This is a genomic window from Caballeronia terrestris (assembly GCF_001544515.1).
GTDB classification, from domain to species: domain Bacteria; phylum Pseudomonadota; class Gammaproteobacteria; order Burkholderiales; family Burkholderiaceae; genus Caballeronia; species Caballeronia terrestris.
Genome location: NZ_FCOL02000008.1, coordinates 154,773 through 170,838 on the forward strand (window position 1 = coordinate 154,773; position 16,066 = coordinate 170,838).

Annotated in this window: 15 protein-coding genes and 1 other RNA gene; 5 read left to right on the forward strand and 11 right to left on the reverse strand. The window is 64.0% G+C overall.

The features are described from left to right. Positions 1-4 precede the first annotated feature (4 nt). Together AWB67_RS09980 and surE are read right to left on the reverse strand one after the other, a co-directional pair. On the reverse strand, positions 5-1,009 hold the full coding sequence (locus AWB67_RS09980; RefSeq protein WP_087656071.1) for a protein-L-isoaspartate(D-aspartate) O-methyltransferase: 1,005 nt from the start codon (positions 1,007-1,009) through the stop codon (positions 5-7). Beyond that, the gene (surE, locus tag AWB67_RS09985) at positions 1,006-1,764 is read right to left on the reverse strand and encodes a 5'/3'-nucleotidase SurE (protein ID WP_087656072.1); all 759 of its coding nucleotides are present in this window, start codon (positions 1,762-1,764) and stop codon (positions 1,006-1,008) included. Before surE ends, AWB67_RS09980 begins: the two co-directional genes overlap by 4 nt. Before the next feature lie 98 nt (positions 1,765-1,862). Here surE and AWB67_RS09990 point away from each other — a divergent pair, with 98 nt between their 5' ends. Beyond that, the gene (locus AWB67_RS09990) at positions 1,863-2,837 is read left to right on the forward strand and encodes an NADPH:quinone oxidoreductase family protein (protein WP_087656073.1); all 975 of its coding nucleotides are present in this window, start codon (positions 1,863-1,865) and stop codon (positions 2,835-2,837) included. Between the two features lie 72 nt (positions 2,838-2,909). On the opposite strand, the gene AWB67_RS09995 is transcribed toward AWB67_RS09990, so the two are convergent. The 9 genes from AWB67_RS09995 to ffs form a co-directional block, all read right to left on the reverse strand. Beyond that, positions 2,910-3,734 (reverse strand): ABC transporter permease, encoded by an 825-nt coding sequence (locus AWB67_RS09995; protein WP_087656074.1) that lies wholly within the window; start codon positions 3,732-3,734, stop codon positions 2,910-2,912. A gap of 20 nt (positions 3,735-3,754) precedes the next feature. Further along, positions 3,755-4,585, reverse strand: a complete 831-nt coding sequence (locus AWB67_RS10000) for an ABC transporter ATP-binding protein (protein ID WP_087656075.1) — start codon at positions 4,583-4,585, stop codon at positions 3,755-3,757. 3 nt (positions 4,586-4,588) lie between these two features. After that, on the reverse strand, positions 4,589-5,626 hold the full coding sequence (locus AWB67_RS10005; RefSeq protein WP_087656076.1) for an ABC transporter substrate-binding protein: 1,038 nt from the start codon (positions 5,624-5,626) through the stop codon (positions 4,589-4,591). Positions 5,627-5,682: 56 nt separating this feature from the next. Then, positions 5,683-6,888, reverse strand: a complete 1,206-nt coding sequence (locus AWB67_RS10010) for a CaiB/BaiF CoA transferase family protein (protein WP_087656077.1) — start codon at positions 6,886-6,888, stop codon at positions 5,683-5,685. Between the two features lie 177 nt (positions 6,889-7,065). Beyond that, positions 7,066-7,290 (reverse strand): DUF1653 domain-containing protein, encoded by a 225-nt coding sequence (locus tag AWB67_RS10015; RefSeq protein WP_087656078.1) that lies wholly within the window; start codon positions 7,288-7,290, stop codon positions 7,066-7,068. 10 nt (positions 7,291-7,300) lie between these two features. Beyond that, positions 7,301-7,897, reverse strand: a complete 597-nt coding sequence (recR, locus tag AWB67_RS10020; protein ID WP_087656079.1) for a recombination mediator RecR — start codon at positions 7,895-7,897, stop codon at positions 7,301-7,303. A 30-nt stretch (positions 7,898-7,927) separates the two neighbouring features. Continuing rightward, entirely contained in the window at positions 7,928-8,254 is a 327-nt protein-coding gene (locus tag AWB67_RS10025) for a YbaB/EbfC family nucleoid-associated protein (RefSeq protein WP_062636957.1), read from the reverse strand. Between the two features lie 234 nt (positions 8,255-8,488). After that, a complete protein-coding gene (gene dnaX / locus AWB67_RS10030) occupies positions 8,489-11,509 on the reverse strand; it encodes a DNA polymerase III subunit gamma/tau (protein ID WP_087656080.1) in 3,021 nt (1,006 codons plus the stop codon). 106 nt (positions 11,510-11,615) lie between these two features. Further along, an RNA gene (ffs, locus tag AWB67_RS10035) (signal recognition particle sRNA small type) lies at positions 11,616-11,714 on the reverse strand. Between the two features lie 321 nt (positions 11,715-12,035). Here ffs and trxA point away from each other — a divergent pair. The 4 genes from trxA to AWB67_RS10055 all read left to right on the forward strand — a co-directional run bounded on the left by trxA (position 12,036) and on the right by AWB67_RS10055 (position 16,063). Continuing rightward, positions 12,036-12,362, forward strand: a complete 327-nt coding sequence (gene trxA, locus AWB67_RS10040; RefSeq protein WP_008349330.1) for a thioredoxin TrxA — start codon at positions 12,036-12,038, stop codon at positions 12,360-12,362. A gap of 270 nt (positions 12,363-12,632) precedes the next feature. Further along, a complete protein-coding gene (gene rho, locus AWB67_RS10045; protein WP_062636961.1) occupies positions 12,633-13,898 on the forward strand; it encodes a transcription termination factor Rho in 1,266 nt (421 codons plus the stop codon). 117 nt (positions 13,899-14,015) lie between these two features. Further along, positions 14,016-14,525: a MerR family transcriptional regulator gene (locus AWB67_RS10050; RefSeq protein ID WP_087656081.1), complete on the forward strand. Its 510-nt coding sequence runs from the start codon at positions 14,016-14,018 to the stop codon at positions 14,523-14,525. Further along, positions 14,522-16,063 (forward strand): MFS transporter, encoded by a 1,542-nt coding sequence (locus AWB67_RS10055; RefSeq protein ID WP_087656082.1) that lies wholly within the window; start codon positions 14,522-14,524, stop codon positions 16,061-16,063. Before AWB67_RS10050 ends, AWB67_RS10055 begins: the two co-directional genes overlap by 4 nt. The last annotated feature ends 3 nt before the right edge of the window (positions 16,064-16,066 follow it).

Consider the following 16,066-nt stretch of genomic DNA (forward strand, 5'->3'; position numbering starts at 1 on the left):
GGTGTCAAATCACTCCGGATTTTAAGGGTACAAAGAAAACACGATCGAGCTGCGACTCCCGCCATTGCGTGGCCGACACGCGCTCGACGAGCGTCAGCACCTGCGACTGTGCGCTTTGCGAGCCGACCGGCGCGACGAGCCTGCCACCGATCGCCAGTTGCTCTAGCAGCGCCTGCGGCACGTCGAGCCCGGCGCACGCGATGACGATGGCATCGAACGGCGCCGCCGCCGGCAGGCCGAGCCGGCCGTCGCCGTAATGCAGGCGAATGTTCGGCACGCGCAGTGGCCGCAGGTTGAGCTTCGCGCGCTCCGACAGCGGACGCACGCGCTCGATCGAATACACATCGGCCGAGACCAGCGACAGCACCGCCGCCTGATAGCCGCAGCCAGTGCCGATCTCCAGCACTTTCGTGAGCGTCCGGCCCGCCGCGACGAGTTCGATCATGCGCGCGACCACGGACGGCTTCGAGATGGTCTGATGATGGCCGATCGGCAGCGCCGCGTCTTCATAAGCCTGCGCGGCGAGTCCGGGATCGACGAACATATGGCGCGGCACGACAGACATCGCGTTCAGCACGCGCGCGTCGGTGATACCGTTCGCGCGCAGCCGTTCGACCATGCGTTCGCGAACCCGTTCCGAGGTCAGCGCATGCGTCGTGTTCAGCGCAACATTCGGGGCGCCGCGCTTGACGCTGACGTTTGATTCACGGTGCTCGTTTTGACGCGGCGCCGCGCGCAAAGCGCCGGGCAGCGGCTTCGTCACGGGACTCGGGACCAGACTCGCCGAACGCGTCACGACCGGCTTGGCCGGTTTGACCACGGCGGCGTTCGCATCGGCGGCTTTGAGCGGCGTATTACGCGAGACTGTCGATCCGACGCCCGGCACCGAGCGCAACGCGCCGCCCGCCGGCTTCGCGCGCGCCTGATCCGCGCGGGCAACCGACTTGCGCGGCTCGCGCACGAGATCGGCGAGCGCCAGCGGAAAGCGCTTCGCGCGCTCGTCCGTCATGAGCGATGGCTCCCGGCCAGCGCCCACTCGCGCGTCTCGGTGAGCAGCTTCGTGTGAGTCAGATCGAGTTGCAGCGGCGTGATCGACACATGGCCGTTCGCGACCGCGTGGAAATCGGTGCCTTCGCTGGCATCGAGCGCATCGCCCGACGGGCCGATCCAGTAGATCGGATTGCCGCGCGGATCGGTCTGCCGGATCACCGGCTGCGACGGATGACGCTTGCCGAGCCGCGTCACCTGCCAGTCGCCCAGTTGCTCGTAAGGCAGGCTCGGGATGTTGACGTTCAAGAGCGGATGCCCGGGCATCGGGTGCTCGAGAAAATGCGCGACGATTTCAGCCGCGACGCGCGCCGCCGAATCGAGATGCAGCCAGTCGCGGCCGACGAGCGAAAACGCGATCGCCGGGATGCCGAACATGAAGCCTTCGGTGGCGGCGGCGACGGTGCCGGAATACAGCGTATCCTCGCCGACGTTCTGGCCGTTGTTGATGCCCGAGACGACGAGGTCCGGCTGCTCTTCGAGCATGCCGGTGAGCGCGATGTGGACGGAATCGGTGGGCGTGCCGTTCACGTAGTTGAAGCCGTTCGCCGCCTGATGGATCGTGAGCGGGCGCGAGAGCGTGAGCGAGTTCGAGGCGCCGCTGCAGTTCTGCTCGGGCGCCATCACCGTGACGTCACCGAGCGGCACCATGGCCTCGTACAACACGTTGAGGCCGCGCGCCAGATAACCGTCGTCGTTGCTGAGTAGGATTCGCATCCGACGATTGTAACCGAGGAAAGATGGCACGCGAACGACTCGCCAAGCGCCTCGCGGCAAGCCTGAACTACACTTACGCGACCTCATAAGGAGACGACATGCGCGCCGTTCGATGCACCCGCCACGGACCCCCGGAGACGCTTTCCATCGAGACCTTGCCCGACCTGCATCCCGCGGCGGGCGAAGTCGTTATCGACGTGAAAGCGGCGAGCGTCAACTTCCCGGACGTCCTCATCATTCAGAACAAATATCAGTTCAAGCCACCCTTGCCTTTCACGCCCGGCGCCGAGCTCGCGGGCATCGTGCGCGAAACCGGTGCGGGCGTGACGCGTCTGAAGCCAGGGATGCGCGTCGCGGCCTACACCGCGCACGGCGCGTTCGCCGAGCAGGCGCTCGCGCGCGAGGACGCGTGCGTCGCGCTCCCCGACGACGTCGATCTCGCGAGCGCCTCCGCCTTCACGCTCGCGTACGGCACGTCGTATCACGCGCTCGCGGATCGTGCGGCGCTCGTGGCCGGCGAGACGCTGCTCGTGCTCGGGGCGGCGGGCGGCGTCGGACTCGCGGCGGTGCAGATCGGCAAGGCGCTAGGCGCGCGGGTGATCGCGGCCGCATCGAGCGCGGAGAAACTCACGGTCTGTTCCGCAAACGGCGCGGACGCGACGATCGACTATTCGCGCGAGGATCTGCGCGAGCGCATCAAGGCGCTCACCGACGGGCGCGGCCCCGACGTGATCTTCGATCCGGTCGGCGGCGAATATGCCGAACCAGCATTTCGCAGCATAGCGTGGCGCGGACGCTATCTAGTCGTCGGGTTTGCGAACGGCGAGATCCCGAAGCTGCCGTTCAACTTGCCGCTACTGAAAGGCGCGAGCATCGTCGGCGTGTTCTGGGGCGATCACATGAAGCGCGAAGCCGAACTCGGCGCGGCGGGATTCGAGCGCATGGTCGGCTGGATCAGGGAGGGCAAGCTCAAGCCGCACGTGTCGAAGCGGTATACGCTCGACGAAACGCCCCAGGCGCTCGACGACATGGCGCATCGCCGCGTGACGGGGAAAGTGGTCATCGAGCCGTGAACGGCTGATACAAAAGTGGCGCGCCCGATTAATTCAGGCGCGCCATTTTTCCGCGCAATGCATCGCGGGAAGTTAGAGCTTCTCCGTCTCCCCCGTCTTCGGCTGCCACTTCATCAGCCGACGCTCGACCAGCGCGACGATGCCGTCCAGCACCAGTGCGAACGCCGTCAGCACGAGAATGCCGGCGAACACTGTATTGATGTCAAACGTGCCTTCGGCTTGCAAGATCAAATAACCGACTCCCCGCGCCGAGCCAAGATATTCGCCCACCACCGAGCCGACGAACGCCAGCCCCACCGACGTATGCAGGCTGGAAAACACCCAGCTCGTCGCGCTCGGCAGGTAGACATGGCGCAACAATTGTTTGCGATTCGCGCCAAGCATGCGCGCGTTCGCGAGCACGACCGGGCTGACTTCCTTCACGCCCTGATAGACGTTGAAGAACACGATGAAGAACACGAGCGTCACGCCGAGCGCCACCTTCGACCAGATCCCGAGCCCGAACCACACCGCGAAAATCGGCGCGAGGATCACGCGCGGCATCGAGTTGGCGGCCTTGATGTACGGATCGAGGAGAGCGCTCATCAGCGGCGCGAGCGCGAGCCACAAGCCGACGCCAAGTCCCAGCACCGTGCCGATCGTGAACGCGAGCACGGTTTCGATCAGCGTCACCCAGAGGTGCACGTAGATTTCACCGGTCGTGAACCATTCCCAGATGCGCAGCAGCACCTTCTGCGGCTCGCCGAAGAAGAACGCGGCCTTGCTGTTGTCGTCGAAATAAAAGGCCGGGAGCAGCGTCGGGCTCGTCAGCACGTACCAGAGCAGGAAGCACATGACGAGCAGCAGCCATTGCCAAAGCACCAGATTTGCGCGATTCGGGCGCAATTTCTTCCACATGATTGTCGTTAGGCCTCGAATTAGACGGCGGTGAGCTGCTGCTGATAGCCCTTCAGCACCTCTTCGCGCAGCACGCCCCAGATTTGCGCATGCAATTCGACGAAGCGCGGATGCGAGCGAATCTCGGCGACATCGCGCGGACGCGGCAAATCGATCGTGAATTCGCCGATCGGATGCGTGCCCGGCCCCGCCGACAGCACGACCACGCGGTCGGACATCGAAATCGCCTCGTCCAGGTCGTGCGTGATGAAGAGCACGGCCTTGCGCTTCGCCGCCCACAAGTCGAGCAGCTCGTTTTCCATGAGCTGGCGCGTCTGGATGTCGAGCGCGGAGAACGGCTCGTCCATCAGGATGATGTCGGGATCGAGGATCAGCGTCTGCGCCATGCCGACGCGCTTTCTCATGCCGCCCGATAGCTGATGCGGATAGCGGTCGCCGAAGCCGCCAAGGCCTACGCGCTTCAGCCACTCCTCGCCGCGTTCGCGCGCCTCGTTTTTCGGCACGCCGCGAAACGCGAGACCGGCGGTGACGTTATCGATTGCCGAGCGCCACGGCATCAGCGCTTCGGCCTGGAACATGTAGCCCGCGCGCCGGTTGATGCCAGCGAGCGGTTCGCCGAACACCGTCACCTCACCCGACGACGGCTGCAACAGCCCCGCGCCGATGTTGAGCAGCGTGGACTTGCCGCAGCCCGTCGGGCCGACCACGGATACAAACTCGCCCGGCGCGATCCGCAGCGTCGTCTGGCTGACGGCGGTGTAACGCGCGTTGCGGTCGTCGCGCGACGTGAACGTGCAGATGATGTTCTCGAGCGCGAGCGCGTAAGGCGACGTGAGGGACGTGGGCGCCATCGCTTACGCCTTGACCGTCGCGAGCGCCTTCTTGACGAAGTCGTTCGTCCACGTCTTCGACAGGTCGATCGGCTTGCCCTTCACCGTCTGGTCGAACGCCTGCAATGTCCTGAGCGAAGTCGCGGGACCGTCGGCGGGCATCAGGCCGTCCGGCGACAGCGCTTCCTTCACGTGCTGCCACGAGTCGAGATAGAGTGCGCGGTCGCCTAGCAGATAGCCTTCTGGCACGGTCGCGATCAGCTCGGACCCCGATGCCGTCTGCAGCCACTTCAGCGCGCGGACCATCGCGTTGGTGAGCGCCTGCGTCGTGTTCGGGTTCTTGTTGATGAAACTCTGCGACGCGTACAGACACCCCGCCGGCATGTTGCCGCCGAAGACGTTCTTCGTATCGGCGAGCGTACGCGTATCGGAGATGATGCGGATATCGCCCGAGCGTTCGAGCTTGGTCATCACGGGATCGAGGTTCGCGATGGCGTCGATCTGGCCGGATTGCAGCGCGGCAATCGCGCCGGCGCCCGCGCCCACGCCGATGAACGCGACGTCGCTCGCGGTGAGCCCCGCCTTCGCGAGCACGTAGCTCGCCATGATCGACGTCGACGAACCGGGTGCCGTCACGCCGATCTTCTTGCCCTTCAGGTCGGCGACGGTCTTGTAGTTCGGCATCGCCTTCTTCGATACCGCGAACACGATCTGCGGCGCGCGCCCTTGCAGCACGAATTCGCGGAACATCTGGCCTTTCGCCTGCAAGAGCAGCGTGTGCTCGAACGCGCCCGACACGACATCGGCACTGCCGCCGACCGCCGCCTGCAGCGCCTTCGCGCCGCCCGCGAAATCCGAGATCTCGACTTCGAGCCCTTCGTCCTTGAAGTAATTGCGGCGCTCGGCGATGGTGAGCGGCAGGTAATAGAACAGGTTCTTGCCGCCGACCGCGACGGCCACCTTCGGCTGCTCCGGCTTCGCCTGCGCGAATGCGAGCGGCGCGCCCGACACTACACCGCCTGCGAGCACGGCACCGCTCGCAATGAACGTTCTGCGTTTCATCGACTTCTGTCTCCGATTTCTTGTGGTCTTGTTTCTTGTGGTCTGGTCTGCCGCGGCTAAATCACCTTCGCCGCTCGCAGCCTCGCGATATCGTCAGGATCATACCCGAGCGATTGAAGGACTTCATCCGTGTGTTCACCCAGCTGCGGCCCGAGCCAGCGCGTTTCGCCGGGCGTCTCCGAGAGCTTCGGCGTGACGTTCGGCAGCGTGATCTCGCGACCGTCCTGCCACGGAAAACGCTGCAGCATCTGGCGCGCGATGTATTGCGGATCGGTGAACATGTCGGCGACGCTGTAGATGCGCCCCGCCGGCACGTCGGCAGCATTGAGCACCGCGAGCGCCTCGTCGATGCTGCGCGGCGCGAGCCACGCGCCAATCGCCGCGTCGATTTCCTGCGTGCGCGGCACGCGGCCGTCGTTCGATGCGAGCGCGGGATCGTTCGCGAGATCGTCGCGTCCGATGGCGTTCATCAGGCGCTTGAAGATCGGATCGCTGTTGCCGCCGATCACGACGCTGCCGTCGCGGCACGGATACGTGTTAGACGGCACGATGCCCGGCAGCGACGCGCCCGTGCGCTCGCGCACGAGCCCGTACACGCCGTATTCCGGCACGACGCTTTCCATCATGTTGAAGACGGCTTCGTAGAGCGCGACATCGACCACCTGCCCGCGTCCGCCGTTCACCTGCTTGTGATGCAGCGCCATTAGCGCGCCGATCACGCCGTGCAGCGCCGCGATCGAATCGCCGATCGAAATGCCGATGCGCGGCGGCGGCAAGTCGGGATAACCGGTGATGTGCCGCAAGCCGCCCATCGATTCCGCGATCGCGCCGAAGCCCGGCCGGTCGCGATACGGCCCTGTCTGCCCATAGCCGGACAAGCGCACCATGACGAGCCCTGGATTCTCCGCCGACAAGACCTCGTAGCCGAGCCCGAGCTTTTCGAGCAGCCCCGGCCTGAAGTTCTCGACGACGATATCGGCTTCCTTCGCGAGCCGCCGCACAATCTCCTTGCCCTCCTCGGCCTTGAGATTCACGGTCACGGACTTCTTGTTGCGCGCCTGCACGGCCCACCAGAGCGACGTCCCGCCGACTTCCGGGTAGAGCTTGCGCCATTTGCGCAGCGGATCGCCGCCGTTCGGGTCTTCGATCTTGATGACGTCGGCGCCGAATTCGCCCATGAAGCGCGCGGCGAAAGGCCCGGCGATCAGCGTGCCGAGTTCCAGCACCTTGACGCCGGCGAGCGGTCCGGTCGATGCGGTCATGTCGTCTCCTGTCGACCAGAGTTGGCGCTTTAGCGCCTTACTCTGGTCCCATGCAACGTAGTTGCGGTCGATGAGAGTTAGCGCTGTCGGCCTGAGTTGGCGCTTTAGCGCTTACTCAGGCCCTATGCGCCTTACTCTGGCCCCACGAAAGGTTGTTGCTTTGTTCGCGTCCGCTTCTCAGAGCGGAATGTCGAGCGCTTTGAAGCGCGGCGTGCCGTCGTCGAGCGTGCCGTTGAACATCTCGGCCGGACGCACCCACAAGCCGCGCTCATGCGGCCACAGGTGTTCGTAGACGATCATCGTCTCCTCGGTTTCGGAATGCCGCGCCACGCCGATCACGCGATACAGCCCGCCCTTGTAGTGCCGATGCGTGGCGAGCGCCTTTGCTTGTTCTTCAGTCATTCGATCAGTCCTATACAGAGCGCCGGTCCAGCATCGCGCGTGCGATCGTCCCGGCATCGACGTATTCCAGTTCGCCACCTACCGGCACGCCGCGCGCAAGACGCGTCACCTTCAGCCCCTTCGACTTGAGCGTCTGGGCCAGATAGTGCGCGGTCGCCTCGCCTTCGTTCGTGAAGTTCGTCGCGAGGACGACTTCCTGCACGATGCCGTCGTTCGCGCGGCTGATCAGCCGGTCGAAGTGAATCTCTTTCGGACCGATGCCGTCGAGCGGACTCAGATGGCCCATCAGCACGAAATAGAGCCCGCGATACGTGAGCGTCTGTTCGAGCATGATCTGGTCGGCGGGCGTCTCGACGACGCACAACAGCGCCGGATCGCGCTCCGGATCGCTGCACACTTCGCAGATCTGCGCCTCGGTGAACGTGTTGCACTTCTCGCAGTGCTTCAGGTGCTCGGTGGCGAACACGAGCGATCGCCCGAGCTTTTCCGCGCCCGGGCGATCGTGCTGCATCAGGTGATAGGCCATGCGCTGCGCCGACTTCGGACCGACGCCCGGCAGCACACGCAGCGCTTCGACGAGCGCCGACAACGCGGAAGGTTGTTTCATGTGTTCCTGCGATGGACGCGCGACGCGCCCTTAAAACGGCATCTTGAAACCCGGCGGCATCGGCATGCCGGCTGTCATGCCGCTCATCTTTTCCTGAGTGGTGGCCTCGGCCTTGCGCACCGCGTCGTTGAAGGCGGCGGCGACGAGGTCTTCGAGCATGTCCTTGTCGTCGGCGAGCAGGCTCGGGTCGATCTGCACGCGGCGCACGTCGTTCTTGCAGGTCATCGTCACCTTGACGAGGCCCGCGCCCGACTGCCCTTCCACCTCGATCAGCGCGAGCTGGTCCTGCATCTTCTTCATGTTTTCCTGCATCTGCTGGGCCTGCTTCATCAGCCCGGCGAGTTGATTCTTCATCATGATGTGGCTCCTTGCCTGGATCGGGGTAATGCAGATCAGTGACGGACGCGTCCGGTTGCGTTGCTTTGCCGGCGCGTATCTCGAGAAACTTTGCGCGCGACCCTTGCGCCTTATCGGCGGGCGTTCGATTCATCAGTTGCGGGCGCTGTCGGATCAGAGTTAGCGCTGTCGATCGAAGTTGGCGCTCTTTAGCGCTTCCTCTGGCCCCATGCGCTTATTCCGATCCCATGCGCGTTACTCTGGTCGCATGCCCGCTGCGAGCGGCTTGATCGAACCCTGGACGATGCTCGCGCCGAAGTCGCGAATCAGCGACTGCACGAACGGATCCTGCGTGATTTCCTGCTCGGCTTCCTGCTGGCGTTTTGCGCGGACGGCGGCATCGACGGCGGCGGCCGTGCGGCGCGCTGGTCCGACGGTGACGTTCACTTCGAGCGCCCGGCCGAGCTTTTCGGCGAGCGCTGCCTTCAGTTTGGCCACTTGCGCTGCGTCGGCGTATTGCGGCACGGGCACGCTCAGGGCGATCGAGGCGGCGTCGCATGCGGTCAGTTCGCTATTGAACGCGAGCTGGTAGGCGATGCCCTTCAACGGCAAGTCGGCGGCAAGCGACGGCCAGTCGCCCGCGACGCCGATCGCATCGAGCGGCACGGCAGCGGGCAGCGGGCGCGGGTCGGATTTTGGGGTTGCCTTCGCCGGCGCGGCGTTGAAATCCAGGTCGTCGGGGCCGCTGTCGAACGCGGGGACGAAGTTGTCGTCGGGCGGCATGAAGTACGCATCTTCCGACGATGCCGGCATGTAGTCGTCCGGCGGCATGTCTTCCCATGGCGGCACGGCGGAACTGGCGCGTTTGGTTTCGACCGTGGGCGACGGTGCAGCGGCAGGCGGCTGGGCTGCGACGGGCGCGCGGCGCGGTGTCGGGACTTGCACGGCGGGCGCGGCGCACATCGGCGACGCGGAGACAGGTTTCGGCACAGGCGGCGCGCCTCGCGTTCCCCGATCCGACGACACGCGCATTCCCGCGCTGCGCAACACGTCGAGCGCGGCGCTTGCGCCGGTGGCGGCGCGTGGTTTGTCGGCGGCTACCGGGGTATAGCGCGCGGAATCGGCTGCGGCTTGCTGCGCGGCTGCGGCGACGGGCGATGGGGTTACGTCGGGAGATTGCTGGCCGGACGCTGCGTCGAAATCGGTTGCAGTGATGTTGCGCTCGACGACGGGCGCAGCATGGTCATCGCGTGCCGACGTGGCGGCTTCGCCCGACTTTGTGCTTTCGGTCGTCGGCGCTTCTGCCCATGCAGCGGCATCGGGATTCGGAGCCACTCCTTCAAACGTCCCCGATCCGGTTTGCGCAGAAATATCCGTTGCACCGTCGGACGTTGCCGCGTCGTCCCAAGGCGCCAACTCTTCATGCAAAGCGGCATTCGGATGCCTTGGCGCCGAACCTTTACGCGTCGCGGTGCTTTCAGGCGTCCGTGCTCCTGCCGACGCAGCAACATTCAGAGGCGTCGTCGCGCGTTGGGAGATCGCCGCATTTTTCGGAGTAGCCGATCCTGCCAATGCAGCGATGTTCTGAGATTTCGGCGCGCCGGGAAACGACTGTGCAGCGGCATCCGGACGCTCAGGTATCGCGCCTTCGGGCGTAGCCGATCCTGCCAATGCAGCGATGTTCTGAGATTTTGGCGCGCCGGGAAACGACTCTGCAGCGGCATCCGAACGCTCAGGTATCGCGCCTTCGGGAGTAGCCAATTCTGCCGACGCGGCGTTGTTCGAACGCATGAGCATTGCGCCATCGGAAATCGCCGCGCTCTCGGATGCCGCTAATTCTGTCCGTGTAGCAGCATTCGGGGGCTTCCGCGCAGCGCTCTCATTGACGGCTGCATCAGCAGAATGAGCCGATTCGCGCGGCGCTTCCACCTGCCCGGCGGCGCTCGGCGTGGTGCGTTCCACTTGCGCAAACGCATCGACCATCGCTGCCGAATCCTGCGCGCCCGACGGTTGCGCGGGCGTCGGTGTCGAAGAAACGGTGGCCGCAACGCCACGCGCGGCGCTCGACGCACCCTCACCCGACGCCAACGCACGCGAACCCGCAACTGCAACGCCAGCGACCGCCTTCCGCGCAACCCCAGCGCCCGACGACGGCGCATTAACCACGACGCCACCACCGCCACCCGGGCCACTCGCCGGTTCAAACGCGAGCATGCGCAGCAGGGTCATGGTGAAGCCGGCGTACTCATCGGGTGCGAGGCCCAGCTCACTGCGCCCGACCGTCGCGATCTGATAGAACAACTGCACCTGTTCAGCCGACAGCGCCTCGGCAAACCGCCGAACATCCTCCGCCTCGGGCCATTCATCCAGCACGGACGCCGGTGCGAACTGCGCCCACGCGATCCGGTGCAGCAGCCCCGCAAGATCCTGCAGCGCAGTCGAAAACGACAGACTGCGCAACGCCATCTCATCGGCAACCGACAACACACCCTCGCCATCCCCCGCCGCGAGCGCTTCCAGCAGCCGGATCAGATAACTTTGATCGAGCGCGCCGAGCATTCCGCGCACGGCTTCCTCGGTGACCTGATTGGCCGAATAGGCGATCGCCTGATCGGTGAGCGAGAGCGCGTCGCGCATGCTGCCGTCCGCTGCGCGCGACAAAAGCCGCAGCGCCTGCGACTCGAACGGAATCTGTTCCTCGCCGAGAATGTGCTCGAGGTGCGAAACGATGTGGCCCGCCGGCATCTGCTTCAGATTGAATTGCAGACAGCGCGAGAGCACGGTGACCGGAATCTTCTGCGGATCGGTGGTGGCGAGAATGAACTTGACGTGCGACGGCGGCTCTTCGAGCGTCTTCAGCATCGCGTTGAACGCGTGATTCGTGAGCATGTGCACTTCGTCGATCATATAGACCTTGAAGCGCGCATCGACCGGCGCGTACACGGCGCGCTCGAGCAGCGCCGCCATCTCGTCGACCCCGCGATTGCTCGCCGCATCCATCTCGACATAATCGACGAAACGCCCCTCGTCGATCTCCCGGCACGCGCGGCACACGCCGCACGGCGTAGACGTCACGCCCGTTTCACAGTTGAGCGCCTTCGCGAAGATGCGCGAGAGCGTCGTCTTGCCGACGCCGCGCGTGCCTGTAAACAGATAGGCGTGATGCAGGCGGCCGCCGTCGAGTGCGTGCGTGAGCGCACGAACGACGTGCTCCTGGCCGACGAGCGACGCGAACGATTTCGGCCGCCATTTGCGTGCGAGAACTTGATAGGTCATGCCGAAATTGTATCAGCAACGTCCTATCGCAAAGCAGCCGCAAAGGCGATGCAACCGAGCGCCGGAGCAATGAAAAACGAGGGGGAAAACAGAGGAAAAAGCGGAAGGTGACGAGCCCGACCCTCGGCACTGGCGGAAAACGGCTGTGGCTGCTTCGTTCCCGACCTGACCAGGTTGACCGCGCCGCCATGCGAGGAGGCCCGTCACGACGAATTGTATCACCGGGCGCAGCACAGCGCGACCCGGAAGCGCCATTCATTGCCGGCGACTAACCTAAATATCCGTAGGAATACGCCTCTTGCGCTTCGTGTTTCCGGCCTCAGATGGTCCCTATCAGCACCGGGCAACGGATAGCAAAGTAGGCTAAGATGATATTTGAATCACCCGTAAGGCCCGGCCGGCAACGGCTTGGCGCTTTCGGTAGGCGAGCGGTTTCAGCCGCAGCGCAACGAAGAACTTTTCCTGTTTTGGTGTATCGTGGCGAGCATTCAAACGCGGGCCTCGAATCGATAGAGGTATTTAGACAATGAGCGAATCAATCAAGCATATCAGCGACGCATCGTTCGAACAGGACGTCGTCAAGTCGGATAAACCAGTCCTGCTCGATTTCTGGGCGGAATGGTGCGGTCCGTGCAAGATGATTGCCCCGATCCTCGACGAAGTCGCGAAGGATTACGGCGATCGCCTGCAAATCGCGAAGATCAATGTCGACGAGCATCAGTCGACGCCGGTCAAGTTCGGCGTGCGCGGCATCCCCACGCTGATCCTGTTCAAGAACGGCGCTGTCGCCGCGCAGAAGGTCGGTGCATTGTCGAAGTCGCAGCTCACCGCGTTCCTCGATAGCAACCTGTAACACGTCATACCCAAGAGAAGAGCGCTGCAAAGGCGCTCTTCTCTTTATATGCGGGCCAAACGTGCACCCGATGTGCACCAGCGTGCACGAGCCAATGTTGTGAAGCGACAACATGCGCGCAAAACCCGCGTCGCAGCGCCACCCGGGCCTTGTCCGGCGTGTGCTATGCTAGAATCACAAGACTTCAAGAAGTACAAGTCCTAGAGCGGTTCCGCTCACCTCTTCTCCCAAATCTTTCAGTCGCACCTCTCTCCCTGGCGGGAAATCCGTATGCATTTATCCGAGCTCAAGTCTCAGCACGTGTCAGCACTGATCGAAATGGCCAATGGCCTTGAGATCGAAAACGCAAACCGCCTGCGCAAGCAGGAATTGATGTTTGCGATTCTCAAGAAGCGCGCCAAGACGGGCGACACGATTTTCGGCGACGGCACGCTAGAAGTCCTTCCCGACGGCTTCGGCTTCCTGCGCTCGCCCGAGACCTCGTATCTCGCGAGCACGGACGACATCTATATCAGCCCCTCGCAGATTCGCCGTTTCAATCTGCATACCGGCGACACCATCGAAGGCGAAGTGCGCACGCCAAAAGACGGCGAACGCTATTTCGCGCTGGTCAAGGTCGACAAGGTCAACGGGCAGCCGCCCGAGGCCTCGAAGCACAAGATCATGTTCGAGAACCTGACGCCGCTGCATCCGAACAAGCCGCTGCCGCTCGAACGCGAAATGCGCGGCGAGGAAAACGTCACCGGCCGGATCATCGACATGATCTCGCCGATCGGCAAAGGCCAGCGCGGTCTGCTCGTCGCGTCGCCGAAGTCGGGCAAGACGGTGATGCTCCAGCACATCGCGCATGCCATCAAGTCGAACCATCCGGACATCGTGCTCTTCGTGTTGCTCATCGACGAGCGGCCGGAAGAAGTGACGGAAATGCAGCGTTCGGTCGCCGGCGAAGTGATCGCCTCGACCTTCGACGAACCCGCCGCGCGCCACGTGCAAGTCGCGGAAATGGTGATCGAGAAGGCGAAGCGTCTCGTCGAAATGAAGCACGACGTCGTGATTCTGCTCGACTCCATCACGCGTCTCGCGCGCGCCTACAACACGGTCGTGCCGGCGTCGGGCAAGGTGCTGACGGGCGGTGTCGATGCGAACGCGCTGCAACGTCCGAAGCGGTTCTTCGGCGCTGCCCGCAATATCGAGGAAGGTGGTTCGCTCACCATCATCGGTACGGCGCTGATCGAAACCGGCAGCCGCATGGACGACGTGATCTACGAAGAGTTCAAGGGCACCGGCAACATGGAAGTGCACCTGGAGCGGCGTCTGGCTGAAAAGCGCGTCTATCCGTCGATCAACCTGAACAAGTCGGGCACGCGCCGCGAAGAGTTGCTGATCAAGCCGGATCTGCTGCAAAAGGTCTGGGTGCTGCGCAAGTTCATCCACGACATGGACGAAGTCGAAGCGATGGAATTCCTGCTCGACAAGATCCGCCAGACGAAAAGCAATTCCGAGTTCTTCGACCTGATGCGCCGTGGCGGAGGCTGATTCTTCCTCTCGCACCCCGTCTGCACCGAAACCGCCTCCGGGCGGTTTTTTTTCGTCCATCGCATGCGTTGGTGACAACCTGTACGTGAACGTACAGGTTGAACTATAATTCGCCGCATGGCCGACGAATCGACTCCACTTCTGACCGTCCGCGACGCCGCCGAGCGTCTCGGCGTCACGCCGCGCACGCTGAAGTATTACGAGGAACGCGGCCTCGTTATGCCGAGCCGCAGCGTCGGCCGCTATCGTCTGTACGATGAAAGCGATCTCGAGCGATTCGGGCGAATCCTGCGTTTGCGATCGCTGGGGTTTTCGCTGCACGGCATCGTCGAGATGCTGAAGCGGCCGCTCGAATCGACTGAAACCGGGCGCAGGCGCTACTCCGACGAATCGCTCGACGAAATCCGCAGCGGCCTGCAGCAGCAACTCGACGCGCTCGATACGCGCATCGAAGCGGTGCGCCGCGAGTTGAAGGAAGCGCAGACGGTACGCGCGGAATTGCGGCGCGACCTGGATTACGTCGAAGGGCGCCTCGCCGGCCAGCCCGCCGACGAATTGCTGGAACAGCGCAAGAAAGCGGTCACAGCGGCAAAAAAAGCGGCGAAGGCAAAGCCCGAAGGCGCATGAATTCGCCCGCCCTCACCGCCGGACGCCTGCGCGCCGACTTCTTCCCGTGGGTGCTCGCCCTCGCGACCGGCCTCGACTACTTCGACAACGCCATCTTCTCCTTCTTCGCGAGCTATATCGCGGGCGGCGTGAACGCGTCGCCGGACGAGCTCGTGTGGTCGTCGAGCGCTTATGCCGTCGCGGCCGTGCTCGGCATTCTCCAGCAGCAATGGTGGGTCGAACGGCTCGGCCACCGACGCTATATCGCCGGCTGCCTGCTGCTCTACGCGGCGGGCGCGGCGATGTCGGCGTTGAGCGACTCGTCGCTGCAACTGATGTTCGCGCGCGGCTTCCAGGGCTATTTCATCGGTCCGATGATGGGCGCCTGCCGCATCCTGATTCAGATCAGCCTGGCGCCCCAGCAGCGCGCGAGCGCCCTGCGCGCGTTCCTCGGCATGATCATCCTGAGCAGCGCGCTCGCCCCGCTCGCCGGCGGCTGGCTGATTTCACACTTCGACTGGCGCGCGATCTTCTTCTGCACCGCGCCAGTCGGCGCCGCGTTCGCGGTGTTCGCGTTCCTCGTCCTGCCCGATTCCGGCAACGTGCAACCCGAGGCGCGCGGAGAATCGCATTTCTGGCCGTATCTGCTGTTCGCGTTCGCGCAGGGCGCGCTGCAAATCGTGATGCAGCAGGTCCGTTTCCAGCTTTTCAGCACCTCGCCGATGCTAATCCTGCTGACGGTGGCCGGCATCGGCGCCCTCGCCTGGTTCATCTGGCACCAGTGGCATCATCCGTCGCCGCTCGTGCGGCTGCACGCGCTGCGCGAGCGCACGTTCCAGGTCGGCCTCCTGCTCTATATGTTCTATTACTACGAGTCGACGGGCTTCAGCTACCTGATCTCGCGCTTTCTCGAACAAGGGCTGAGCTATCCGGTGGAGAACGCGGGACGGCTCGTCGGCGTGACGTCGCTGATCTCGGGAACCGCGCTATTCGCCTATTTTCGCTATGCGCAACTCTTGCCGCGCAAGAAATGGATCATCGTGCCGGGGTTCGCGATCGCGGCGCTCGTCGCATGGATGATGACGCGCATGTCGCCCGCGGTCGACCAGGCGGCGCTGATCCTGCCGATGCTGCTGCGCGGCCTGCTGCTGCTCTTCATCGTGCTGCCGGTCGCGAACCTGACGTTTCGCATATTCGCGATCGAGGAGTTCGCGCACGGCTATCGGCTGAAAAACATCGTGCGGCAACTGACGATCTCGTTCGCGACCGCTTCGGTGATCATCGTCGAGCAGCATCGGCAGGCGGTGCACCAGACGCGCCTCGTCGAGTGGACAAATCCGTACAATCCGGTGTTTCAGCAGACGCTGGCCGCGCTGTCGGACGGTTTCGCCGCCGCCGGCCGCAGCGCCGCCGAGGCGCATTCGCTCGCGCTCGTCAGCGTGAGCCGGATGGTCGCGCAGCAGGCGAACTTCCTGGCGTCACTGGACGGCTTCTACTTCCTGATGGGCGTCGCGCTCGTCGGCGGCATTTTCGCGTGCTGGCAAAAACAGATCGACTGACCG

Excerpts from the sequence above, each read along its gene's own strand:
- AWB67_RS09980 (WP_087656071.1), bottom strand. The coding sequence starts at position 1,009 with ATGACGGACGAGCGCGCGAAGCGCTTTCCGCTGGCGCTCGCCGATCTC.
- AWB67_RS09995 (WP_087656074.1), bottom strand. The coding sequence starts at position 3,734 with ATGTGGAAGAAATTGCGCCCGAATCGCGCAAATCTGGTGCTTTGGCAA.
- rho (WP_062636961.1), top strand. The coding sequence starts at position 12,633 with ATGCATTTATCCGAGCTCAAGTCTCAGCACGTGTCAGCACTGATCGAA.
- dnaX (WP_087656080.1), bottom strand. The coding sequence starts at position 11,509 with ATGACCTATCAAGTTCTCGCACGCAAATGGCGGCCGAAATCGTTCGCG.
- recR (WP_087656079.1), bottom strand. The coding sequence starts at position 7,897 with ATGAAACAACCTTCCGCGTTGTCGGCGCTCGTCGAAGCGCTGCGTGTG.
- AWB67_RS10025 (WP_062636957.1), bottom strand. The coding sequence starts at position 8,254 with ATGATGAAGAATCAACTCGCCGGGCTGATGAAGCAGGCCCAGCAGATG.
- AWB67_RS10050 (WP_087656081.1), top strand. The coding sequence starts at position 14,016 with ATGGCCGACGAATCGACTCCACTTCTGACCGTCCGCGACGCCGCCGAG.
- trxA (WP_008349330.1), top strand. The coding sequence starts at position 12,036 with ATGAGCGAATCAATCAAGCATATCAGCGACGCATCGTTCGAACAGGAC.
- AWB67_RS10055 (WP_087656082.1), top strand. The coding sequence starts at position 14,522 with ATGAATTCGCCCGCCCTCACCGCCGGACGCCTGCGCGCCGACTTCTTC.
- AWB67_RS09990 (WP_087656073.1), top strand. The coding sequence starts at position 1,863 with ATGCGCGCCGTTCGATGCACCCGCCACGGACCCCCGGAGACGCTTTCC.
- AWB67_RS10010 (WP_087656077.1), bottom strand. The coding sequence starts at position 6,888 with ATGACCGCATCGACCGGACCGCTCGCCGGCGTCAAGGTGCTGGAACTC.
- AWB67_RS10015 (WP_087656078.1), bottom strand. The coding sequence starts at position 7,290 with ATGACTGAAGAACAAGCAAAGGCGCTCGCCACGCATCGGCACTACAAG.
- AWB67_RS10005 (WP_087656076.1), bottom strand. The coding sequence starts at position 5,626 with ATGAAACGCAGAACGTTCATTGCGAGCGGTGCCGTGCTCGCAGGCGGT.
- AWB67_RS10000 (WP_087656075.1), bottom strand. The coding sequence starts at position 4,585 with ATGGCGCCCACGTCCCTCACGTCGCCTTACGCGCTCGCGCTCGAGAAC.
- surE (WP_087656072.1), bottom strand. The coding sequence starts at position 1,764 with ATGCGAATCCTACTCAGCAACGACGACGGTTATCTGGCGCGCGGCCTC.